Here is a 21266-nt window from a genome sequence, read left to right on the forward strand (position 1 = left end):
ACGATGCCTTTTAGCCGAATTGCCCTGCCTGTCGGAACAACGTCAGACTTTCGCACCAGCCTGTCAGAAATCCTGCACCTTACGCTGGTGGATTTTTTCGACGTCCCACCGGACGACTGCTTTCAACTGCTGGACGAATATGCGCCAGAACAGCGGGTGTTCCCACGCCATTATCTTGGCGGCCCGCGATCAGAGGGTTTTATCTGGTTTCATATCACTGCAGGCAGGCCCCGATCGGTGGAGCAAAAACAGCAGTTTTATCATCATCTGGCGCATCGGCTCTCCAGCGAGCTTGCGGTACGCCCGGAAGATGTCATGGTCACGCTGAGTTTTACTCAGCCTGAGGACTGGTCTTTCGCCTGCGGTAACGCTTTTCACTGGCCAGCGGAGAATACATTATGATCGCCATGCAATATCGTTTTCGCCTGCCCAGTGACTATGACATGGCAATCATCACCAACCGCATCTGCGAAAATGGCCACCGGCTTGATGGTTTCCCTGGCCTGCTTCTGAAAGCCTATTGCTACGCTGACGATAGCGGCCCACAACGTTCTTCCGATCCGCTGTATGCGCCTTTTTATCTCTGGCAGGACAGTGACAGCATGACGCGCTTTCTCACCAGCAGTGGGTTTCAGCGGCTGACTCAGGATTATGGCTGGCCGCAGATCGACAGCTGGCTGGTCCTGCACTATCAACCGGCGGCGGAACTGGCAAACGCCGGTTTTGCCAGGCGTATTATTACCCCCATAACCCCCTACACAGAACTCATACATTACACGCCAGCGATCGTAGAACACGCTGCTCCTGTCAGTCAGATCCTTGCATGGGATGTACAAACCTGGCGGCATTTAACCTTTCAGATAAGCCCACTGCCGTTTAGTGATGTGAATAGCGCCGAATGCTACCGGGTCGGGCACATCTCGCTGCCGCTACACATCGCGTAATCCGGCGGCGGCCGCTGGTATGGGCGGTATAAACACGCTAGCATGTCAGCCTCTGTTATCCGACCTTTCGGAGTTTGATCATGACATCCCGCCGTTACGATCCGGACAGCCGTCGCGCTGAATTAATGGGCCGTATTGAAGACGATATTCCGCCTGGCGTCGCCCAGGCACTGCGTGAAGACCTGGGGGGTGAAATTGACCTCTGCCAGGACATCACCGCCAGTCTGCTGTCTGCCGATACTGTCTCTCACGCCGTGGTGATTACGCGTGAACCGGGTATTTTCTGCGGTAAGCGCTGGGTGGAGGAAGTGTTTATTCAACTGGGGGACAAAGTGCAGATTGTCTGGCACGTTGATGACGGTGATACGATCGCCGCCGATCAGACGCTGTTTGAGGTTAACGGCCCTGCCCCGGTGATCCTCACCGCTGAACGTACCGCACTGAACTTTGTCCAGACGCTCTCTGGCGTGGCAACGGAAGTCAGCCGCTATGTCGCCCTGCTGGAAGGCACCCGCACGCAGCTGCTGGATACGCGTAAAACCCTGCCAGGGCTGCGTACGGCGCTGAAATATGCGGTGCTGTGCGGCGGCGGGGCTAACCACCGCCTGGGCCTTTCGGATGCGTTTCTGATCAAAGAAAACCATATCATCGCCTGCGGTTCTATCGCCAAAGCCGTCGAAAAGGCCTTCTGGCTCCGTCCTGACGTGCCGGTAGAGGTGGAAGTCGAGTCGCTGGATGAACTGGAGCAGGCGCTGCAGGCCGGAGCAGACATCGTGATGCTGGATAACTTCACTGTCGGGCAGATGCGTGAAGCGGTGAAAATCAGCGACGGCCGGGCGTTGCTGGAAGTCTCGGGAAATGTCACCGATCAAACGCTGCGAACCTTTGCCGAAACCGGCGTGGACTACATTTCTGTGGGAGCCCTGACCAAACATGTGCATGCCCTCGATCTGTCGATGCGCTTTCGCTAAAGGTAACGGCGCCTGACAGGCACCGTACCCGCCAACCCCACCGTTTTACCCCAGGCCAGCCAACCGCGCTGGCCTTTTTTCTGCCCGTAATAGGATTTTGCGACGTCGCTTCCAGCGCCTGTCAGCCCAGGTGCAACTTACCAAAACACTTTACGGCGCACCTCTGAACTCCGCTGTTTGCCGCTGGTCACCTATTTCCCGTTGAATTAGGGTGCCAGCCTCATCACACAAGGAGGTTTGTCATGATTCACCAGCGGGGCTTTACCCTGATCGAACTGATGATTGTTATCGCTATTATCGCCATTCTCAGCGCCATTGGGCTGCCTGCTTATCAGGGCTATCTGCAAAAAGCGGCACTCACCGATATGCTCCAGACGGCCATGCCGTTTAAAACCGCGGTGGAACTGTGCGCGATAGAACGTGGGGGCAGTGGAAATTGCAGTGCCGGGAGTAACGGGGTGCCTGCTGAACGTACCTCACGTTATGTTTCCGCGCTGACGACTAATGCAGGGGTGATAACGCTTACCGGCCAGGAAAGCCTGCAGGGTTTGAGCGTCAAACTCACACCGCAGTGGGATAACAACGATGGGCAGATAAGCTGGCAACGCAGTTGTACCAGTGGAAACGAAAGTCTGAAGAAAGCCTGTCAGGACGTATTCCGTTTTGATGAGGAGGAACAGATACCATGACCGCAGAGACTCAGCGTGCGCTAGAGGCCATCTGCCAGCAGCACGGCGCCATTATCATCGACTACAGCACACAGCGGCTGCGTATTGCCACGGCGGAGACGCCCCCCCATGAGATGATGGCAGCTCTGCGCTTTGCCACCCACAGCGCCATTGATGTTGAATGCTGGCCACAGGCACGCATAGAGCAGTTTACCCGAAGCAAGGACCACTCTGCGCAGGGATCAACGGAAAGCCAGCAAGAACCCGCGGGATCGGCGGTAGACAAAATTGATATGCTGCTCGCCCAGGCGCTGCAGAAACGCGCCTCGGATATTCATATTGAACCTCAGGAATATGGTCTGCGCGTTCGCCTGCGCGTTGACGGCGTTCTGCAGAGCCTGCCTGCGGCAGGCCAGGACAATAGCGCTCCGCTGATCGCCCGGTTAAAGATCCTCGCGGGGCTGGATATTGCTGAGCGCAGGGTGCCACAGGATGGGCAGTTCTCACTGTTGCTCAACGGTACCAGCGAATCCTTTCGACTATCGACGCTGCCGACACGTTTTGGTGAGAAAGCGGTTATACGGCTACTGCAGAGTGATACCCGGGCTATTGCACTGGAAAACCTCGGAATGCCAGCCCATCATTTGAAACGTTACCGGGAGGCATTATCCAGACCACAGGGCATGGTCCTGGTAACCGGGCCCACCGGGAGCGGTAAGACATTCACACTCTACAGTGGCCTGAGCTGGCTGAATGCCGCCACACGTAATTTATGCAGCGTCGAGGATCCAATCGAGATCCCGCTGGCAGGGATCAATCAGACTCAGATTCATCCCCGGGCAGGCCTGGATTTTCACCGCGTCCTGCGCGCGCTGCTGCGCCAGGACCCGGATGTCATCATGATCGGAGAAATCCGTGACGGAGAAACCGCTGAGATTGCGGTTAAGGCAGCCCAGACCGGACATCTGGTGCTCTCCACCCTGCATACTAACTCCACGACCGAAACGCTGATCCGCCTGGCACAGATGGGCGTTCCGGGCTACCTGCTGGCCTCGGCGTTGAAACTGGTTATTGCTCAACGACTGGTGCGACGGCTGTGCCCCCACTGTCGTCAGCCCGCCGAGGCGACGGCCCATTTTCCCCCGGCGGTCTGGCCCGGAACCGTGCAAAACTGGCGCGCGGTGGGCTGTGAACACTGTTTTTCTGGTTTTTATGGGCGTCTGCCTTTATTTGAATTGCTGCCGATCGGTGCACGACTACAGAATGCCCTGGCGAGATCGGCTCATCCGGAAGAACTGGCAGACATTGCCCGACAACAGGGACTCAATTCCCTGTTTGTTGAAGGGCTACACTGCGTCAATCGTGGTGATACTACCCTGGAAGAGCTGACCCGGGTGGCAGGAGGCAGCAATGAATGAGCGCTCTCTTTATCGCTGGCAGGCGGTCGACGATGAAGGGGGACTTCATCAGGGTCATAGTTTTGCCACCAGCCCGCGGCAAATTTCCAGTGAGCTGGCGATCGCCGGTCAGCTACCGCTGAAGATCTCTCGCGTCCGCCGCTATGCTCCCCGACACTGGAAATGGGCGCAAAAAACAGCCTTTGTGCGTCAGTTATCCACTTTACTGAAGGCGGGAATAGCCCTGTCAGGATGCTTACAGTTACTGGCAGAGGATCATCCTGAACCTGGCTGGCAGGCGCTGCTTTCAGGCCTCCAGCAGAGCATTTCTGCTGGAGAGCCTTTTTCGGCAGCGTTAGGACAATGGCCTGACGTCTTTCCGCCGCTTTATCCGGCGCTAATTCATATTGGTGAACTGACCGGTGAACTGGATGAATGCTGCCTGCAGCTGGCAAATCAGCAGGAACGACAGCAACAGTTACAGATGAAAGTGAAAAAAGCCCTGCGCTATCCCCTGTTTATTCTCGCGGTGGCAGTGCTGGTCAGCCTCGGGATGCTGGTCTTTGTGCTGCCAGAGTTTGTCGCTATCTACGATACGTTCAACGCCCCCCTGCCCGCCTTTACCACTGCTGTTATCGCTTTTTCACAATTTCTGCAGCAGCAGGCACTGGTGATGATCGTCAGTGTTGCCGTTGCCGCACTCATCTGGAGGCACCGTCGCAGGACGTCTCTGCGCTGGCAGCGCGTTGAGCAGCGTTTACTGCTTCGTTTTCCCCTGGTCTCGACGCTTTGTCAGGGCAGCCTGTTAAGCCAGATTTTTACCACTCTGTCTCTGACCCAGCGGGCGGGTCTGACGTTACTTCAGAGCCTGCAGGCTGTGGAAAAGACGCTGTCACCCCTGATCTGGCGCGAGGCTATAGGTGAATTACGGCGCCACATTGAGGCCGGAAATCCCCTGCATCAGGCACTGAAATCGCATGCGTTGTTTACGCCTCTCTGTTACCAGTTAGTGAAGGTCGGTGAAGAGTCAGGTTCGCTGGATACGCTGCTATTCAGGCTGGCAAACTGGCATGAACAACGCACCCACCAACTGGCAGACACGCTCGCGGCGGCGCTGGAACCGTTGATGATGGTAGTGATTGGGGGGATTGTCGGTACGCTGGTGGTGGCAATGTATCTGCCCGTATTTCGCCTGGGTGATGCGCTGGGGTAAACCTACCCCGCCCGAGAGGGCGAGGTAGGCCAGTTTAGCGGTTAAAAACGCGGTTTTCCTGCTCGTTAACGCGGATAAACGTCGTGCGCTTGGTCAGCTCTTTCAGCCTTTCGGCACCAACATAGGTACAGGCTGAACGCAGGCCACCCAAAATATCCAGGGCGGTGAGTTCGACCGGCCCGCGCACCGGCAGCTTAACGGTTTTTCCTTCCGCAGCACGGTACTGTGCCACGCCACCAACATGACGCTTCATCGCTGACTCTGAGCTCATGCCATAGAACAGCATAAACTTTTCGCCCTCTTCTTCGACGACCGTCCCCTCACATTCATCGTGAGCTGCCAGCATCCCGCCGAGCATGACAAAATCAGCGCCGCCGCCGAAGGCCTTCGCAACATCGCCGGGTACCGAGCAGCCGCCGTCGCTGACGATCTGGCCGCCAAGGCCGTGTGCCGCATCGGCACATTCAATTACGGCAGAGAGCTGCGGGTAGCCCACACCGGTTTTCACCCGGGTAGTGCAGACCGAACCCGGCCCGATGCCCACTTTGACAATATCGGCCCCGGAGAGGATCAGTTCCTCAACCATTTCCCCGGTCACCACGTTACCGGCACAAATAGTTTTACCCGGGCAGGCTTCGCGGGCACGCCGCAGGAAGGCGACAAAGTGCTCGGAGTAACCGTTCGCTACGTCGATGCAGATAAAATGCAGCGCCGGGGACAGTGCCAGAATCTGCTGCAGCTTGAGGAAGTCTGCCTCAGAGGTTCCGGTAGATACCATCACATGCTGAAGCACCTCCGGTGTGGAGCGCTCAACGAACGCCCGCCACTGCTCAACGCTGTAATGTTTATGTACTGCAGTGAGAATATCGAACGAGGCCAGCGCCTGCGCCATGCTGAAGGTACCGACGGTATCCATATTGGCTGCAATAATGGGTACACCAGACCAGGCGATGCCTGAATGTTTGAAGGTAAACTGACGCTCCAGCTCAACCTGAGAACGGCTTTGCAGCGTGGAACGCTTTGGCCGGATTAGAACATCTTTGAAGCCCAACTTAATATCTTCTTCGATACGCATAACAAATTTCCTGGTTGATGGCGTTGATGCAGTGATGCACCTGACGAGCTACGCTTGTTGTCACAAGCTGAGTGCCAGCTCCAGTGACGCTATCATACGCGCTAAAAACGCGCCGACAAGACTGCGAAATTGACTTTAATTACGTTACAATCTGATAAATTTATCTGTGAATTTGTCTTGTGACCTGTATCGCAAAACGGTGTATACGGCGTAAAAACATTTCATCAAGGCACTGAGAGTTGAGTCCTATGCGCTATATCGTGGCGCTGACCGGTGGTATCGGCAGCGGGAAAAGCACCATTGCAAATGCCTTTGCCGGGCTGGGTGTGGATGTTGTCGATGCCGATGTCATCGCTCGCCAGGTCGTTGAAAAGGGACAACCTGTTCTGGATGTCATCCATGCCCGCTACGGCGATGAGGTTCTGCATCCGGATGGCGCGTTAAACCGGGCCGTCTTACGCCAGAAAATCTTCAGTTCACCGCAGGAAAAGCGCTGGATTGATAATTTGTTACACCCGCTTATCCACGCTGCAACCCAACAACAGTTAGCATTAAGTCGTTCAGCGTGGTGTTTGTGGGTCGTTCCCCTGCTGGTAGAAAATAACTTACAGCATCTTGCAGACCGGGTTCTGGTCGTGGATGTTGACCGGGAAACGCAGCTGAACCGCACCATGCGTCGTGACAATATCAGTCGCGAACAGGCGGAAAATATTCTTGCGGCGCAGGCGACGCGCGAAGCGCGCCTGGCAGTAGCAGATGACATTATTGATAACGGCGGATCGCCTGAAACGGTGATCGCGCACGTTGCCGCACTCCATCAGCGTTATCTGGCGCTGGCGGCGGCAGCCTATCGGGATTAACTGTATGAGCACAACCGTTCTCTTTGAGCACCCTCTGAATGAAAAAATGCGCACCTGGCTGCGTATTGAATTTTTACTTAAACAGCTGACGGCCAGTCAGAAAATTGTCGACCACCTTGGTGCCCTGACCTTTTTTCGCAATGCCGCTGAACTGCTGGATGTCTTTGAACGTGGTGAGCTGCGCACGGAGATATTAAAAGAGCTGGAACGCCAGCAGCAAAAACTGCTGGGATGGGCAGACGTTCCCGGCGTTGATATGTCACGCATTAATATGCTGCGAGGCGAACTCAAGCAGTGTGGCGCTGCGTTAATGGCCGCCCCCAGGACCGGCCAGGCTCTGCGGGAAGAGCGTCTGATCGGGCTGGTCCGCCAGCGTCTGAGTATCCCGGGGGGATGCTGCAGTTTCGATCTGCCGACGCTGCATATCTGGTTGCATATTGACCAGTCGCTGCGTGATCAGCAGGTCACCACATGGATAAATTCGTTAGCCCCGATACAGGATGCACTGACGATGATTCTCGATCTGATTCGGCAGTCAGGGATCTTCCGCAACCACACCAGCCTGAATGGCTTCTTCCAGGATAATGCGGAAGGTGCAGACCTGTTGCGGATGCAGCTCCGACTGGATGATGCGCTCTACCCACAAATTTCCGGCCATAAGAGCCGCTATGCCATCCGTTTTCTGCCGCTCGACAGCGAGCGCGGTGAGGTACCTGCCCGCTTCGACTTCGAGCTGGCCTGTTGTTAAGGGAAGAGTTATGAATGATGTCACCGTAGTGAACTGCCCGACCTGCCGCAAGCAGGTTATCTGGGATGAACTGAGCGCCTGGAGGCCCTTCTGCAGCAAGCGCTGCCAGCTAATCGACCTTGGTGAGTGGGCCGCTGAGGAGAAACGCATCCCCAGCAGCGGCGACCAGACCGACAGCGATGAATGGAGCGAGCAGCCTTTCGATCGCGAGTAAGCGGGCTAACGCTTAAGCGCTGGCTTTCAGACGGGCAACGATATCGACGTTGGCAGGGGGAAACTCTTCCGCCTGCAACTCCTGCTGAGGAACCCAGCGCTGAGGTTGCCCTTCACGCCCGTACGGTTCTCCCTTCCAGCCGTCGACGATAAAAAAATGCAGCGTGACGCGCAGATCGTCATAGGTGTGATCCACCGTATCATAGGGGGTCGCGTTGACGACTTCGATGCCAGTTTCCTCCAGCAACTCACGCTTCAACGCCTGCACGGGTGTTTCGTCTGCTTCTATCTTGCCCCCCGGGAACTCCCAGCGGTTCGCCATGTACGAACTTGCTGAACGCTGCGCTAAAAAAATGTCGCCATCCCTGCGAATAATACCCACTGCGACTTGCAGATGTTTCATCATATCCTCACTTCACTGATGTATTTTTCCGCCACTATTCCAGCCTTGTCCCTGGATGACAAGGTGTTATCAACGCAAGTTCGGAAAGATCGAGCCTCACCGCATCGCTGAAATGTAACGTGATGCAAATGCCATCTCCCCAGCGCCTCTTTCTGCCTGCCGCGCTATAGTCGCCGAATTAGGGATAACGGAAGGTGACAGAGAATGGATGCTGTATCGGAATGGATTTACCGGGCATTGCTGGGACTCGTCGGGGTCTGCGTGGGAAGTCTGCTCAACGTCATTATTTACCGCGTGCCACTGATTTTACAGGGAAATGCCCCGCGCCGCGTCAGCCTGTGGTTTCCCGGTTCGTTCTGTCCCCGGTGTGAAAAAGCACTGATGCCGGGCGACAACATTCCGCTGGTGAGCTGGATAATATTGCGGGGGCGCTGCCGCTGGTGCCGGGAGCCCATATCGCGGCAATATCCTGCCACGGAAGCCATGACGCTGCTGCTGACGCTGCTGACAGCTTCTCTCCTGCCTGCAGGACCGTTGCTGGTGGCGGCGCTACTGCTGGGCTGGTGGCTGCTGGCTCTGGCGCTTATCGACGGCATGCACTTCCTGCTGCCAGACTGTCTCACGCTCTCGCTGCTGTGGCTGGGTCTGTTCTGTCATCTCGGCGGAATAGTGCCTTCGGTGACCCTGGCGCAGGGCGTGGCCGGTGCCGCAACAGGCTACAGCGTCTTCAGGGGGCTGGCGTGGATCTACAAATCACTGTCCGGCGAAGAGGGGCTGGGCAGAGGCGATGCGAAGCTGCTGGCGGCGGGTGGAGTATGGCTGGGCTGGCAGGCACTCCCCGCTGTGCTGTTGCTGGCGTCACTGGGAGGATTGATGACGTTTACAGTGGCGCGGCTGTGGCTCAGGCGACCGCTCTCAGCTCCGGTCCCTTTTGGTCCGGCATTGAGCATCGCCATCTGGTTATTGTTTATCTGGCAAAACCGATAAAAAAAGGGCCGGAGGATCTCCGGCCCTGATGCAGATGTCGGTGGCTGATTACGCCAGGCGACCGTGGCACTGCTTGTATTTTTTACCTGAACCACATGGGCAGAGATCGTTGCGGCCCACTTTACGCTCGCCGGTTTGCGAGGAAAGAGACGCTGCGGCTTCCGTTTCTGCATCGACGTGGCTCAGCTGCTGCTGCTGTGCCAGGTGTTCTGCTTCCAGACGACGCTGTTCTTCCATCTGTTCAATTTCTTCCGGCATCCGCACCTGCACCTTGCTCAGGGTGCTGATCACTTCATACTTCAGTGACTCCAGCATGGCGGCAAACATGGCAAAGGACTCACGTTTGTACTCCTGCTTAGGATCCTTCTGTGCATAGCCGCGCAGATGAATGCCCTGACGCAGATAATCCATTGCGGCCAGGTGCTCTTTCCACAGAGAGTCCAGCGTCTGCAGCATGACGCCTTTCTCGAAGTTGCGCATCATTTCCACACCAACGACTTCTTCTTTGCGCTGATACTGCTGTTTGGCCTCATCCATGATGCGGTCACGCAGCGTCTCTTCATGCAGATCGGGCTCTTTATCCAGCCACTCTTTGATCGGCAGGTTGAGGTCGAAATCGTTGCTCAGGCGTTCCTGCAGCCCTTCAACATCCCACATTTCTTCCAGTGACTGCGGTGGAATGTAGCTGTCGATAGTCGTTTTGAAAACGTCATCGCGAATACTGGAGATGGTTTCTGACACATCAGACACGTCCAGCAATTCATTACGCTGTGAATAAATCGCGCGGCGCTGATCGCTGGCTACGTCATCATACTCCAGCAACTGCTTACGAATATCGAAGTTACGGCTTTCTACTTTACGCTGCGCGTTGGCAATGGCTTTAGTCACCCACGGGTGCTCTATCGCTTCGCCCGGCTTCATACCCAGCTTACGCATCATATTAGTGACACGATCCGAGGCAAAAATACGCATCAGCGCATCTTCCATCGACAGGTAGAAACGGGATGAACCGTTATCACCCTGACGACCCGAACGGCCGCGCAGCTGATTATCGATACGACGAGATTCATGACGCTCAGTACCGATGATATGCAAACCACCGGAAGCCAGTACGGCATCGTGGCGGATCTTCCACGCGCTTTTGATCGCTTCGATCTGTTCAGCGGTCGGATTTTCAATCGCAGCAATCTCTGACTGCCAGCTGCCGCCCAGCACGATATCCGTACCACGGCCAGCCATGTTGGTGGCGATAGTCACGGCAGAAGGCTGGCCCGCCTGCGAGACGATATCAGCCTCGCGGGCATGGAACTTGGCGTTCAGAACTTCGTGCCTGATGCCTGCCTTAGTCAGCTCTTCGGATACCACTTCTGATTTTTCAATCGAAATGGTACCGACCAGAACGGGCTGGCCGTTAGCGGTACGCTCACGGATGTCTTCGATGATCGCACCGATCTTCTCCATTTCCGTCATATAGACCAGATCGGGCAGATCCTTACGCACCATCGGACGGTTGGTCGGTACTACGATAGTGTCCAGCTTGTAGATTGAGCTGAACTCGAATGCCTCGGTATCGGCGGTACCGGTCATCCCGGCCAGTTTGTTATACAGACGGAAATAGTTCTGGAAAGTTATCGAGGCCAGCGTCTGGTTCTCGTTCTGGATTTCCACGCCCTCTTTCGCTTCTACGGCCTGGTGCAGACCATCAGACCAGCGGCGGCCCTGCATGGTACGCCCGGTATGTTCGTCAACGATAATCACTTCACCGTCTTTCACAATGTAGTCCACATCACGCGTAAACAGCACATGCGCGCGCAGCGCCGCCGTCACGTGGTGCATCATCATAATGTTGCCCGGCGAGTAGAGGGACTCACCTTCCGCCATAATGCCTTCGCTGACCATCAGTTCTTCAACGGCAACCAGGCCGCGTTCGGTCAGGTGAACCTGGCGCGATTTCTCATCCACCGAGAAGTGGCCTTCGCCCTGGAAGCTGTCGGAATCTTCTTTTTCCTGACGGATCAGGTTCGGGATGATTTTGTTGACCTGGATATACAGCTCAGAGCTGTCTTCTGCCGGGCCAGAGATGATCAGTGGCGTACGGGCTTCATCGATCAAAATGGAGTCAACTTCATCCACCAGCGCATAGTTCAGTTTGCGCTGTACACGATCTTCCGGGCTGAACGCCATGTTGTCGCGCAGGTAGTCAAAGCCGTATTCATTATTGGTGCCGTAGGTGATATCAGCAGCATACGCGGCGCGCTTTGCCGGTGCTGGCATGCCCGGCAGGTTGATACCGATGCTCAGACCAAGGAACTCAAACAGCGCGCGGTTATTTTCCGCATCACGCTGGGCCAGATAGTCGTTGACGGTCACCACGTGTACGCCCTGGCCACTCAACGCATTGAGGTAAGCCGGCAGGGTTGCCGTCAGGGTTTTACCTTCACCGGTACGCATTTCCGCGATGCAGCGATCGTTCAGCACCATACCACCAAGCAGCTGCACGTCGAAGTGACGCATGCCGAATACGCGTTTGCTGGCCTCACGCACCGTGGCAAATGCCTCCGGGATCAGGCTTTCCAGCTCTTCGCCTTTCTCCAGGCGTGCGCGGAACTCAACGGTTTTCGCTTTCAGCTCATCGTCAGACAGCTTCTCGAAATCCGGCTCCATCTTGTTGATCGTTTCAACAGTCTTACGCATGCGGCGCAGTGTGCGGTCGTTACTACTACCAAAAACTTTGGTTAATATTTTAGTTAACATAATAAATAATTTCTCTCTGCCACCGCCTTGAACGATGGACGCTTAATGTTCGATTTTAAACAGACGCTATTGTTATGAATTAAGAGATGAGAACGGTCCGGCACGAATACCCTGAACCTGAGCCAGCCACAGGCCGGTTTGATGATGGGGAGCAGCTTCAACCTGACGTTGTGCCGTATAGCGAATAATGACCGGCGGTTTCGCCTCGTGAGTCAGCAGGGCATTCAGCGTGTCCAGTAAGGCCAGCTTGTGCGCCTGAAGCGGCTGTTCAGCAACAGCGGCAGGTGAAGCAGAGGGCGTCAGCGTGAAGGACAGGTGACGGATGACCGTACGGATGGCATGCTGGTGCCAGTAATCTACGCTAAATGATGGACGCCGGGCGGTATCAATAAGGGCCAGGCTGTCGAAGCGCGCGGCGGTGCCAATATCCAGGCTTCGTGAAGAGGTTTCTGCTAAGGTAGTGCGATCGTGCGCTGACGCATGAGGCAGGCCAAGGCTCGCCGCGACCATCCCCAACAGGAGATGCGGCCAGAAATAGCGTCTGCCAAATTGTCGCCAACGATTAAGAATACCGATCACTGTGTTCCGCCGGAGCTTGTTATGCGAGATAGTCGCCCACAATCACTTGAAAGTTTTTTCGATATGGCTCAGGAGCAGAGCGTACTGCAAAACGTGCAGCAGCGTGCTATTGCCCTGAATAAACTGAATCGTGCAGTACAGGGCATTATTCCTGCTCAACTGCATCCCTGGTGCCGTGTGGCAAACTTCCGTCAGGGGATTCTGGTCATCGAAACGGCTAATGCCAGCTGGTTGATGCGCTTACGCTATGAACAATCCAGCCTGCTGTCAGCTTTACGTGCGCAAATATTACCATCATTGACGTCAATCGACATCAGGATAAATCCTTCGCTGGCTGCAAAAGGGCAGGAATCTGTGCAAGAAAACAGCACTCGAGCAAAAGACGCAGAGAAACCGCCGTTAAGACAGATCAGTGAGCAAAGTGCAGAGATTTTGCGGAGTGTCGCGAGCCAGAGCCCGGAAAAACTGAAGAAGATATTAGAACGACTGGCCTCACTGGCCGGAGAGAGTACCAGCTCAACCAGTCGTAATAAGTAGATCCAGGCTTACGCCAGAACCAGATTGGGTGCCTTGAATTTCACCGGGAGTGCAGCTTCGTCTTCAAACGTTGCCCATTCCCAGGCTTCCTGCTTCGCAAGAACAGCCTGCAACAGCTTATTGTTCAATGCATGACCCGATTTGAATGCGGTAAACGCACCAATAATGTTGTGGCCACACATATACAGGTCACCGATAGCATCCAGCATTTTGTGACGAACGAATTCATCTTCAAAGCGCAGACCATCTTCGTTCAGCACGCGGTAGTCGTCCACCACGATTGCACAATCGAAGCTGCCACCCAGGCACAGGCCACGGGACTGCAACGCTTCGATGTCGCGCATAAAGCCAAACGTACGGGCACGACTGATCTGTCGAGCAAAGGCTTCGGCAGAGAAGTCCATGCTATAACGCTGAGAGCTTGAGTCGATTGCCGGATGGTTAAAATCAATGGTGAAGTCCAAAGTAAAACCATTATGCGGCGAAAGCTCTGCCCATTTGTCACCATCTTCAACCCGGACAGGCTGTTTGATACGCACAAATTTCTTGGCGCTGTTCAGCTCTTCAATGCCGGCATCCATCAGCAGATAGATAAAGGGTGCGGCGCTGCCATCCATAATCGGAATTTCAGGCGCGTTCACTTCCACCACAATATTATCGATGCCAAGACCCGCAAGGGCAGCATTCAGGTGTTCAACTGTCGAAATACGTACGTCATGCTCATTAACCAGGCAAGTACAGAGCATGGTATCACGCACGGATTTGGCATCAGCCGGGAAATCAACCGGTGGATTCAAGTCAGTGCGACGATAGATGACCCCGGTATTAGCCGGCGCAGGGCGTAACGTCAGCGTGACTTTTTTGCCGGTGTGTAAACCGACGCCAGTCGTCTGAACAATACGTTTTAAAGTCCGTTGTTTGATCATCGCATTATCTCGCAAAAATTAGCCATCCGACCATCAGTTTACTCCACTGAAGGGCGAACAGTTTAACACAAAGAGCGCAGAATCCCAATTTCTCGGGTTATTCTTAGTCTGCCTGCTTACGCAGGAAGGCTGGAATATCCAGATAGTCAGGCTCTTTGTTCGTTTGTGCACCCGGATCATTCACCACTTTCGCAGCAGGTTTTTGCTCCTGCGGCAGCGGTGCCATACCGTGCTGCTGATAACGATTATCCATCAACGGCTGTGTTGTTTGCTTACTGGTCACCAGGGTGATCTCAGGACGCTTATCCATACCGATACCGGTTGCCACGACGGTGACGCGCAGTTCGTCATTCATTTCCGGATCCAGCGACGTACCGATAACTACGGTGGCGTTATCCGAAGCGAAAGCACGGATAGTGTTACCCACGGTTTCAAACTCATCCAGACGCAGATCGAAGCCAGCAGTGATGTTAACCAGTACGCCACGCGCGCCAGACAGGTCAATATCTTCCAGCAGCGGGCTTGAGATGGCCATTTCAGCCGCTTCTTCGGCACGGTCTTCGCCACAAGCCACACCGGAGCCCATCATCGCATAACCCATTTCGGACATTACGGTGCGCACGTCAGCAAAGTCGACGTTCATCAGGCCCGGACGGGTGATCAGTTCAGCGATACCCTGTACTGCACCTTTCAACACGTCGTTCGCTGCACCGAAGGCGTCCAGCAGTGAAATACCGCGACCCAGCACTTTCAGCAGCTTGTCATTTGGGATGGTGATCAGTGAATCAACGTGCTTAGACAGCTCGGCGATACCCTGCTCGGCAAATGCCATGCGCTTCTTGCCTTCAAAGTTGAAAGGCTTTGTCACCACGGCAACGGTCAGGATACCCAGTTCTTTGGCCACTTCAGCCACGACGGGTGCTGCACCCGTTCCGGTTCCACCGCCCATACCTGCGGCGATAAATACCATGTCTGCACCTTCCAGTGCCTGACGCAGGGCTTCTCGATCTTCTTCAGCAGAGTTTCGGCCCACTTCCGGGTTCGCACCCGCGCCGAGGCCTTTAGTAATGCCATTACCGATCTGAATGGTCTGGCCCACTGCTGTTTTACGCAGTGCCTGAGCGTCAGTGTTTACCGCGAAGAACTCAACGCCTTCGATACGCTCACGCACCATGTGCTCAACGGCGTTGCCACCGCCGCCACCGACGCCGATGACTTTAATCACCGCGTCATTGGTTAATTCCATAGGTTCAAACATAATTTCTCTCCGTTATGTGCCTGTTCGCCTGGAGATCACTAATAACGATACCCGCAACATAAACTTGCTCAGGTATAGCATGATCCCCTTTGGTAAAAATTAAAACTCTTTTCTCAGCCAGCTGTTGATTTTCTTGAACCAATTACCCACTGAGGCTCTTTTTTCTACTTCTGCCTCACCGTTAAGGTGAGATTCTTTTCCGTAGTGCAATAAACCTACCGCTGTGGAGTAGTAAGGTTCCTGCGCGTAATCCGTTAATCCAGTAATATTCAGCGGCTGTCCGATACGTACCTGCGTGTGAAATACACGCTGGGCGCAAGCCGCCAATCCTTCAATTTGTGCCGCGCCGCCGGTCAGTACGATACCCGCCGCGAGATGATGTTTAACGCCCTGCTGGCGAAGCTGTTCCTGCAACTGCAGAATTTCGTCATTCACCAGATTAAGCAGTTCGGTATAACGGGGCTCAATGACTTCAGCCAGCGTCTGACGTTGCAGGCTGCGAGGCGGACGACCGCCTACACTCGGTACTTCAACGTTTTCGTCTTTACCGACAATCGATCCCAGCGCACAGCCATGACGCACTTTAATCGCTTCAGCATCTGTCGGCGGTGTGCCGAAAGCATAGGCGATATCGCTGGTAACCACGTTGCCCGCATACGGAATCACTTTGGTATGGCGCAGCGCGCCGCCGGTGTAGACAGCGATATCCATCGTGCCGCCCCCGACGTCAACCACACACACGCCCAGCTCACGTTCATCTTCAGTCAGTACCGCAAAGCTGGATGCCAGCCCGGCGAAAATAAGCTGATCCACTTTCAGGCCACAACGCTCAACCGCTTTAACGATGTTTTTCGCCATATCGTTGTGACAGGTAATCAGGTGTACTTTCGCCTGCATACGTACACCGGATAAACCGACCGGATTTTTGATCCCTTCCTGATAGTCGATCGCATATTCTTGCGGAATAACATGGAGGATGCGGTGTTCATCACGAACACGGACGGATTTAGCGGTATGTACCACGTTCTCCACATCTTCCTGTGTCACTTCTTCTTCGGAAATAGGAACCATCCCTATTTCGTTCTGACAGCTGATATGTTTGCCCGATAATGCAAGGTAAACCGAGGAAATCTGACAGTCAGCCATCAGTTCGGCCTGATCGATAGCGCGCTGTACGCATTTCACTACCGATTCCAGGTCGTTAACACCGCCTTTATCCATCCCGCGGGACGGACAGCTGCCCACCCCGATAATATTAACCATGCCATCAGGCAGAACTTCCCCTACCAGGGCGGCGACCTTCGCGGTGCCTATCTCGAGTCCAACTACCAGTTTTCTGTCCGTCGACTTGATCATTGTTGTTTAGCCTGTGCCTGAGTCTGTTGCTGTTGCTGATTACTGTCAGCGGCCGCTATGGGGGCCGGTGCCCATCCTACCCCTGCGCCAGAGTCGTAGCGCAGATCGACGTAGGTGATGACCTTGTTGTCCGTCTGTGCCTGCTGTTGCAGGGTGGGGTATAATTCGATGAAGCGCTGCAGCCGCTTCATATCTTCGTTACGCCCCAGTTCAAGCCGGATGTCATTATCTAACACCAGTTGCCACGAACGCCGTGCGGTCATGGACGCCGCTTTCAGTTTCAATTTGCTGGCCGCCAGTACGTTACTCATCTGGTGAAAGCCGGTTAACACTTCGGACTCGCTGCCCTCCGGGCCATACAGCATCGGCATCACTTCTTTGCCGAGGTGACTGGCCGGGACGCTGAACGATTTCCCTTCAGCATCAACCATGTGCACATCATTCCAGCGTGCAACCGGGACATACTCCACCAGATGGATCTTTAATTCGTCTGGCCACTGCTTGCGTACACTTACCTGCTGGATCCACGGCAGGCGCTCAATCTGCTGCTGAATAATGTCGACGTCCTGCGACATAAAGGTACCGGGTTCGCCGAGCGATAAAATCGCCTGACGGATGTCATCGTTAGTGGTGTAGTGCGTCTGTCCCGTCACCACCAGCTTTGACAGCGGCAGACGGGAAGCATCGTTCATCCATTTCAGCACCACTAACCCTCCGGCCAGCATCACGCCGATCACCATCAGCAGGAAAACAATGCCTGCCAGACGCGAGCCGTTACTTCGACCGGTACGCGCTTTTTCCTGCGCTTCACGGTTACGGACATTCAAAGCAGCCTGAGACATATCAGTCGGCCAGTTCCAGAATGCGTGCCACCAGCTGAGAGAAGTTCATCCCTGCCTGCCTGGCCGCCATTGGCACCAGACTGTGGCTGGTCATCCCCGGAGACGTATTGACCTCCAGCAGATAAAAGCGCCCGTCCTCTCCCATCATCACATCCACACGACCCCAGCCGCTGCAACCCAGCGCACGCCATGCGGCGATCACCAGTTCGCTTAATTCTGCTTCCTGTCCGGCACTCAATCCTGATGGACAGAAGTACTGGGTATCATCAGAAATATATTTGGCTTCATAGTCATAAAACTCACTGGCGGTCTGAATGCGAATAGACGGCAGAATATCGTCGCCAATCACGCCAACGGTATACTCTGGCCCGCTAAGAAACGCTTCCACCAGCACTTCATCGTCGTGGCGAAACGCTTCGTCCAGCGCCGCCGGGAACTGATAAGCCTCATTCACCCGTGAGATGCCCACGCTGGAGCCTTCACGACTCGGCTTAACGAACAGCGGCAGGCCCAGCGCATCAATACTGGCCAGCACGTCAGGCGTCAGACCGTCATCCATCTGCTGGCGCGTCAGCGCCACAAAAGGTGACACCGGTAAGCCACAGCCCTGCCACAGATATTTGCTGCGCAGTTTGTCCATGGTGATCGCCGAAGCCATCACGCCGCTGCCGGTGTAAGGGATCGCCAGATAGTCCAGAACGCCCTGCAGCGTGCCATCTTCACCGCCACGGCCGTGAAGGGCGATAAAGGCTTTCGCAAAGCCCTCTTCTTTCAAACGCATCACCGGGAAATCACGCGTGTCGACCGGATGTGCATCAATGCCCGCTTCCTGCAGGCCTTTCAGTACCGCAGCACCCGACAACAGTGATACGTCACGTTCTGCGGAGGTTCCACCCAGCAATACCGCTACTTTCTCAGCCATGATGTTCCTCTTTATTCGTCTGCAGTTGTAACTTTTGGTCCGCCAGAGTACGGGCTATACGGCCGACGTTGCCCGCCCCCTGCACCAGAATCAGGTCGTTGCCAGAAAGTTTTGGCAACAGCATTTCCAGAACCGCATCATGGTCAGAGACCAGGATAGGGTCAACCTTGCCCCGGCCACGAATGGTCCGGCACAGAGAGCGGCTGTCTGCGCCCGGGATCGGTGACTCACCGGCGGCATACACGTCCAGCATCAGCAACACATCGACCTGTGACAGCACGTTAGCGAAATCGTCGTACAGATCGCGGGTGCGGGTGTAGCGATGCGGCTGGAAAATCATCACCAGATTTTTTTCCGGCCAGCCTGCCCGGGCAGCTTTAATGGTGACGTCAACTTCCGTCGGATGGTGGCCGTAATCATCCACCAGCATCGCAGTACCACCCTGACCATTCACCTCAGCCAGCGGGTACTCACCAAGGAAGTCGAAACGACGCCCGGTGCCCTGGAAACTCAAAAGCGCACTGAGAATATCTTCATCATCAATATTCTCTTCGGTCGCCACCGCCACCGCTGCCGCTGCATTCAGCGCATTATGACGGCCTGGTGCATTGAGCGTGACGTGCATTAGCGGTTTATCATGACGCACCAGAGTAAAGTGACCCTGTGCGCCACGCTGCTCATAGTTCTCTACGCGCACATCGGCATCGTCACTGAACCCGTACGTGGTGATCTGACGACCTACGCGCGGGATAAGATCGCGGATCACCGCATCATCCACACAAAGCACAGCGCGACCGTAAAACGGCAAATTGTGCAGGAAATTGATAAATGTCTGCTTCAGATTTTCGAAGTCGCCCTGGTAGGTATCCATATGATCGGCTTCGATATTCGTCACAATGGCAACCATGGGTTGCAGATGCAGGAACGACGCATCGCTCTCATCGGCTTCTGCAATCAGGTAGCGACTGCTGCCCAGGCGTGCATGGGTCCCCGCCGCCTTGACCAGACCGCCATTCACAAACGTCGGATCCAGACCGCCTTCAGCATAAATGCTCGATACCATCGCCGTGGTCGTCGTTTTACCGTGTGTACCGGCAACGGCAATGCCGTGACGGAAACGCATCAGTTCAGCCAGCATCTCTGCGCGGCGGATCACCGGAATACGTGCTTCACGCGCAGCAACCACTTCCGGGTTATCCTGGGAGACCGCGGTGGAAACCACCACCACACTGGCATTACTCACGTTTTCCGGGCGATGGTTAAAGTAAATGGTCGCCCCCAGCTGCGCGAGATGCTGTGTCACCGCGTTCGGTGCCAGATCAGAACCGCTGATTTCATACCCTTCATTCGCTAACACTTCGGCAATACCGCCCATGCCGGCACCACCGATGCCAACAAAGTGAATGTGCCGGACGCGACGCATCTCGGGCACGATAGAACGCAGTTTTGCCAGTTGCTGTGTATTCATCTCTTACCTGTGTTGCTGTGGTTCAGGCATCCCTGAACCCGACAGTTCTGGATCAGGCTCACCTGATCCCTGGAAAATCATTTTGCCGCTTTACTGACTTCGGCCGCGACACGCTCTGTTGCATCCGGGATCGCCACCGCGCGGGCTTTTTCTGCCATCTGCAATAGCGTTGCACGATCCCAGCGGGTCAGCATCGCAGCGACACCTTCCGCGGTGAACTGCGGCTGCTCAAAAATTTTGGCCGCCCCGGCCTGTTCCAGTGGCAGGGCATTCCAGTACTGCTGGCGGTCTTTGTGCTGGAATGGCACGAAGATCGCGGGGAGTCCTGCTGCCGCCACCTCACTGACCGTCAGCGCACCGGAGCGGCAGACCACGACATCTGCCCAGGCATAGGCGCTGGCCATGTCATCGATAAATTCCGACACCCGATGCTGCGTCTGGTTCACACGGGCATAGTGCTGATTAACCGCTTCCAGCGCGCCCTTACCCACCTGGTGCCACAGGCTGACGCCCTCGCCCAGTAACTCTGCCACCTGCGGCATCGTCTGGTTCAGCACACGAGCCCCCTGGCTGCCACCAATCACCAGAACCCGCGTGGGGCCGTCTCTTCCCGCTAACCGCACTGCCGGTAACGGCAGGGCCAGTACATCGGTACGTACCGGGTTACCCACGACGTCGGCGTTGGGAAATGCACCAGGAAACGCCTGCATCACTTTAGTGGCGATCTTCGCCAGCCATTTGTTCGTTAAGCCAGCAATACCGTTCTGTTCATGCAGCACCACCGGGATCCCGCAGCTCCAGGCGGCCAGGCCGCCCGGGCCGGAAACATAGCCGCCCATTCCCAGTACGACGTCCGGCTTCCAGGCTTTCATAATGGCCCGTGCCTGGCGCCAGGCATTGAAAATACGCAGCGGCGAGGCCGCCAGCGCTTTCATCCCTTTGCCACGCAGCCCGCTGATCTGGATAAAATCAATGTCAATGCCGTGTTTCGGGACTAAATCCGCTTCCATCCGGTCAGCGGTTCCCAGCCAGCGAACCTGCCAGCCCTGCGCCATCAGATGGTGTGCGACCGCCAGGCCTGGGAAGACATGTCCCCCCGTTCCGCCGGCCATCACCATCAGTCGCTTACCCGTCATCGACATCAA

Annotated in this window: 22 protein-coding genes; 11 read left to right on the top strand and 11 right to left on the bottom strand. The window is 55.4% G+C overall.

Annotated features, from left to right (window positions below; all coding sequences use genetic code 11):
* Nucleotides 1-3: 3 nt before the first annotated feature.
* The 6 genes from EPE01S_RS16460 to hofC all read left to right on the top strand — a co-directional run bounded on the left by EPE01S_RS16460 (nt 4) and on the right by hofC (nt 5193).
* The gene (locus EPE01S_RS16460) at nt 4-402 is read left to right on the top strand and encodes a tautomerase family protein (protein ID WP_062747250.1); all 399 of its coding nucleotides are present in this window, start codon (nt 4-6) and stop codon (nt 400-402) included.
* Nucleotides 399-944: a DUF4865 family protein gene (locus EPE01S_RS16465; protein WP_062747253.1), complete on the top strand. Its 546-nt coding sequence runs from the start codon at nt 399-401 to the stop codon at nt 942-944. Before EPE01S_RS16460 ends, EPE01S_RS16465 begins: the two co-directional genes overlap by 4 nt.
* 80 nt (nt 945-1024) lie before the next feature.
* Nucleotides 1025-1915, top strand: coding sequence for a carboxylating nicotinate-nucleotide diphosphorylase (nadC, locus tag EPE01S_RS16470; protein ID WP_062747255.1), 891 nt, complete (start codon nt 1025-1027; stop codon nt 1913-1915).
* Between the two features lie 242 nt (nt 1916-2157).
* Nucleotides 2158-2604, top strand: a complete 447-nt coding sequence (gene ppdD, locus EPE01S_RS16475) for a prepilin peptidase-dependent pilin (protein WP_062747258.1) — start codon at nt 2158-2160, stop codon at nt 2602-2604.
* Nucleotides 2601-4001 (top strand): type II secretion system protein GspE, encoded by a 1401-nt coding sequence (gene gspE, locus EPE01S_RS16480; protein ID WP_062747261.1) that lies wholly within the window; start codon nt 2601-2603, stop codon nt 3999-4001. Before ppdD ends, gspE begins: the two co-directional genes overlap by 4 nt.
* Complete coding sequence (hofC, locus tag EPE01S_RS16485; RefSeq protein WP_062747263.1) at nt 3994-5193, top strand: protein transport protein HofC; 1200 nt, start codon at nt 3994-3996, stop codon at nt 5191-5193. The genes gspE and hofC overlap by 8 nt, the downstream gene beginning before the upstream one ends.
* Nucleotides 5194-5227: 34 nt before the next feature.
* Here hofC and EPE01S_RS16490 read toward each other — a convergent pair whose 3' ends face one another.
* Nucleotides 5228-6268: a GMP reductase gene (locus tag EPE01S_RS16490; RefSeq protein WP_062747264.1), complete on the bottom strand. Its 1041-nt coding sequence runs from the start codon at nt 6266-6268 to the stop codon at nt 5228-5230.
* Between the two features lie 248 nt (nt 6269-6516).
* On the opposite strand from EPE01S_RS16490, the gene coaE reads away from it, so the two are divergent.
* From coaE to yacG, 3 genes are read left to right on the top strand one after another with little or no spacing between them, the layout of a single operon-like run.
* Entirely contained in the window at nt 6517-7128 is a 612-nt protein-coding gene (gene coaE, locus EPE01S_RS16495) for a dephospho-CoA kinase (RefSeq protein ID WP_062747268.1), read from the top strand.
* Between the two features lie 4 nt (nt 7129-7132).
* The gene (zapD, locus tag EPE01S_RS16500; RefSeq protein ID WP_062747271.1) at nt 7133-7876 is read left to right on the top strand and encodes a cell division protein ZapD; all 744 of its coding nucleotides are present in this window, start codon (nt 7133-7135) and stop codon (nt 7874-7876) included.
* Between the two features lie 10 nt (nt 7877-7886).
* The gene (gene yacG, locus EPE01S_RS16505) at nt 7887-8090 is read left to right on the top strand and encodes a DNA gyrase inhibitor YacG (RefSeq protein WP_062747273.1); all 204 of its coding nucleotides are present in this window, start codon (nt 7887-7889) and stop codon (nt 8088-8090) included.
* Between the two features lie 12 nt (nt 8091-8102).
* Here yacG and mutT read toward each other — a convergent pair whose 3' ends face one another.
* A complete protein-coding gene (gene mutT / locus EPE01S_RS16510) occupies nt 8103-8492 on the bottom strand; it encodes an 8-oxo-dGTP diphosphatase MutT (RefSeq protein ID WP_062747321.1) in 390 nt (129 codons plus the stop codon).
* 204 nt (nt 8493-8696) lie between these two features.
* On the opposite strand from mutT, the gene EPE01S_RS16515 reads away from it, so the two are divergent.
* A complete protein-coding gene (locus tag EPE01S_RS16515) occupies nt 8697-9479 on the top strand; it encodes a prepilin peptidase (protein ID WP_062747275.1) in 783 nt (260 codons plus the stop codon).
* Nucleotides 9480-9527: 48 nt separating this feature from the next.
* Here the strand turns inward: EPE01S_RS16515 and secA are convergent, their stop codons facing one another.
* Both secA and secM read right to left on the bottom strand, forming a co-directional pair.
* Nucleotides 9528-12233 (bottom strand): preprotein translocase subunit SecA, encoded by a 2706-nt coding sequence (secA, locus tag EPE01S_RS16520; protein WP_062747277.1) that lies wholly within the window; start codon nt 12231-12233, stop codon nt 9528-9530.
* Between the two features lie 72 nt (nt 12234-12305).
* Complete coding sequence (gene secM / locus EPE01S_RS16525) at nt 12306-12812, bottom strand: secA translation cis-regulator SecM (RefSeq protein WP_062747280.1); 507 nt, start codon at nt 12810-12812, stop codon at nt 12306-12308.
* A 21-nt stretch (nt 12813-12833) separates the two neighbouring features.
* Here secM and EPE01S_RS16530 point away from each other — a divergent pair, with 21 nt between their 5' ends.
* A complete protein-coding gene (locus tag EPE01S_RS16530; protein ID WP_062747282.1) occupies nt 12834-13349 on the top strand; it encodes a DUF721 domain-containing protein in 516 nt (171 codons plus the stop codon).
* Between the two features lie 8 nt (nt 13350-13357).
* Here the strand turns inward: EPE01S_RS16530 and lpxC are convergent, their stop codons facing one another.
* The 7 genes from lpxC to murG all read right to left on the bottom strand — a co-directional run bounded on the left by lpxC (nt 13358) and on the right by murG (nt 21263).
* On the bottom strand, nt 13358-14275 hold the full coding sequence (gene lpxC, locus EPE01S_RS16535) for a UDP-3-O-acyl-N-acetylglucosamine deacetylase (RefSeq protein WP_062747283.1): 918 nt from the start codon (nt 14273-14275) through the stop codon (nt 13358-13360).
* Nucleotides 14276-14378: 103 nt separating this feature from the next.
* The gene (ftsZ, locus tag EPE01S_RS16540) at nt 14379-15533 is read right to left on the bottom strand and encodes a cell division protein FtsZ (RefSeq protein WP_062747285.1); all 1155 of its coding nucleotides are present in this window, start codon (nt 15531-15533) and stop codon (nt 14379-14381) included.
* Nucleotides 15534-15632: 99 nt separating this feature from the next.
* A complete protein-coding gene (ftsA, locus tag EPE01S_RS16545) occupies nt 15633-16889 on the bottom strand; it encodes a cell division protein FtsA (RefSeq protein WP_048914885.1) in 1257 nt (418 codons plus the stop codon).
* Nucleotides 16886-17731: a cell division protein FtsQ gene (gene ftsQ, locus EPE01S_RS16550; protein WP_062747287.1), complete on the bottom strand. Its 846-nt coding sequence runs from the start codon at nt 17729-17731 to the stop codon at nt 16886-16888. The genes ftsA and ftsQ overlap by 4 nt, the downstream gene beginning before the upstream one ends.
* A 1-nt stretch (nt 17732) precedes the next feature.
* Complete coding sequence (locus tag EPE01S_RS16555) at nt 17733-18653, bottom strand: D-alanine--D-alanine ligase (protein WP_062747289.1); 921 nt, start codon at nt 18651-18653, stop codon at nt 17733-17735.
* On the bottom strand, nt 18646-20121 hold the full coding sequence (gene murC, locus EPE01S_RS16560) for a UDP-N-acetylmuramate--L-alanine ligase (RefSeq protein ID WP_062747291.1): 1476 nt from the start codon (nt 20119-20121) through the stop codon (nt 18646-18648). Before murC ends, EPE01S_RS16555 begins: the two co-directional genes overlap by 8 nt.
* Before the next feature lie 77 nt (nt 20122-20198).
* Nucleotides 20199-21263, bottom strand: a complete 1065-nt coding sequence (murG, locus tag EPE01S_RS16565; protein WP_157076026.1) for an undecaprenyldiphospho-muramoylpentapeptide beta-N-acetylglucosaminyltransferase — start codon at nt 21261-21263, stop codon at nt 20199-20201.
* Nucleotides 21264-21266 lie beyond the last annotated feature (3 nt).

This window comes from Erwinia persicina NBRC 102418 (genome assembly GCF_001571305.1).
In the GTDB taxonomy this organism is placed as follows: Bacteria; Pseudomonadota; Gammaproteobacteria; order Enterobacterales; family Enterobacteriaceae; genus Erwinia; species Erwinia persicina.

Coding starts and splice junctions, on each gene's coding strand:
- murG (WP_157076026.1), bottom strand. CDS start 21,263: ATGTCGATGACGGGTAAGCGACTGATGGTGATGGCCGGCGGAACGGGG.
- hofC (WP_062747263.1), top strand. CDS start 3,994: ATGAATGAGCGCTCTCTTTATCGCTGGCAGGCGGTCGACGATGAAGGG.
- lpxC (WP_062747283.1), bottom strand. CDS start 14,275: ATGATCAAACAACGGACTTTAAAACGTATTGTTCAGACGACTGGCGTC.
- coaE (WP_062747268.1), top strand. CDS start 6,517: ATGCGCTATATCGTGGCGCTGACCGGTGGTATCGGCAGCGGGAAAAGC.
- EPE01S_RS16490 (WP_062747264.1), bottom strand. CDS start 6,268: ATGCGTATCGAAGAAGATATTAAGTTGGGCTTCAAAGATGTTCTAATC.
- EPE01S_RS16555 (WP_062747289.1), bottom strand. CDS start 18,653: ATGGCTGAGAAAGTAGCGGTATTGCTGGGTGGAACCTCCGCAGAACGT.
- ftsZ (WP_062747285.1), bottom strand. CDS start 15,533: ATGTTTGAACCTATGGAATTAACCAATGACGCGGTGATTAAAGTCATC.
- nadC (WP_062747255.1), top strand. CDS start 1,025: ATGACATCCCGCCGTTACGATCCGGACAGCCGTCGCGCTGAATTAATG.
- ppdD (WP_062747258.1), top strand. CDS start 2,158: ATGATTCACCAGCGGGGCTTTACCCTGATCGAACTGATGATTGTTATC.
- mutT (WP_062747321.1), bottom strand. CDS start 8,492: ATGAAACATCTGCAAGTCGCAGTGGGTATTATTCGCAGGGATGGCGAC.
- secA (WP_062747277.1), bottom strand. CDS start 12,233: ATGTTAACTAAAATATTAACCAAAGTTTTTGGTAGTAGTAACGACCGC.
- murC (WP_062747291.1), bottom strand. CDS start 20,121: ATGAATACACAGCAACTGGCAAAACTGCGTTCTATCGTGCCCGAGATG.
- ftsA (WP_048914885.1), bottom strand. CDS start 16,889: ATGATCAAGTCGACGGACAGAAAACTGGTAGTTGGACTCGAGATAGGC.
- EPE01S_RS16460 (WP_062747250.1), top strand. CDS start 4: ATGCCTTTTAGCCGAATTGCCCTGCCTGTCGGAACAACGTCAGACTTT.
- EPE01S_RS16465 (WP_062747253.1), top strand. CDS start 399: ATGATCGCCATGCAATATCGTTTTCGCCTGCCCAGTGACTATGACATG.
- ftsQ (WP_062747287.1), bottom strand. CDS start 17,731: ATGTCTCAGGCTGCTTTGAATGTCCGTAACCGTGAAGCGCAGGAAAAA.
- zapD (WP_062747271.1), top strand. CDS start 7,133: ATGAGCACAACCGTTCTCTTTGAGCACCCTCTGAATGAAAAAATGCGC.
- EPE01S_RS16530 (WP_062747282.1), top strand. CDS start 12,834: ATGCGAGATAGTCGCCCACAATCACTTGAAAGTTTTTTCGATATGGCT.
- gspE (WP_062747261.1), top strand. CDS start 2,601: ATGACCGCAGAGACTCAGCGTGCGCTAGAGGCCATCTGCCAGCAGCAC.
- EPE01S_RS16515 (WP_062747275.1), top strand. CDS start 8,697: ATGGATGCTGTATCGGAATGGATTTACCGGGCATTGCTGGGACTCGTC.
- yacG (WP_062747273.1), top strand. CDS start 7,887: ATGAATGATGTCACCGTAGTGAACTGCCCGACCTGCCGCAAGCAGGTT.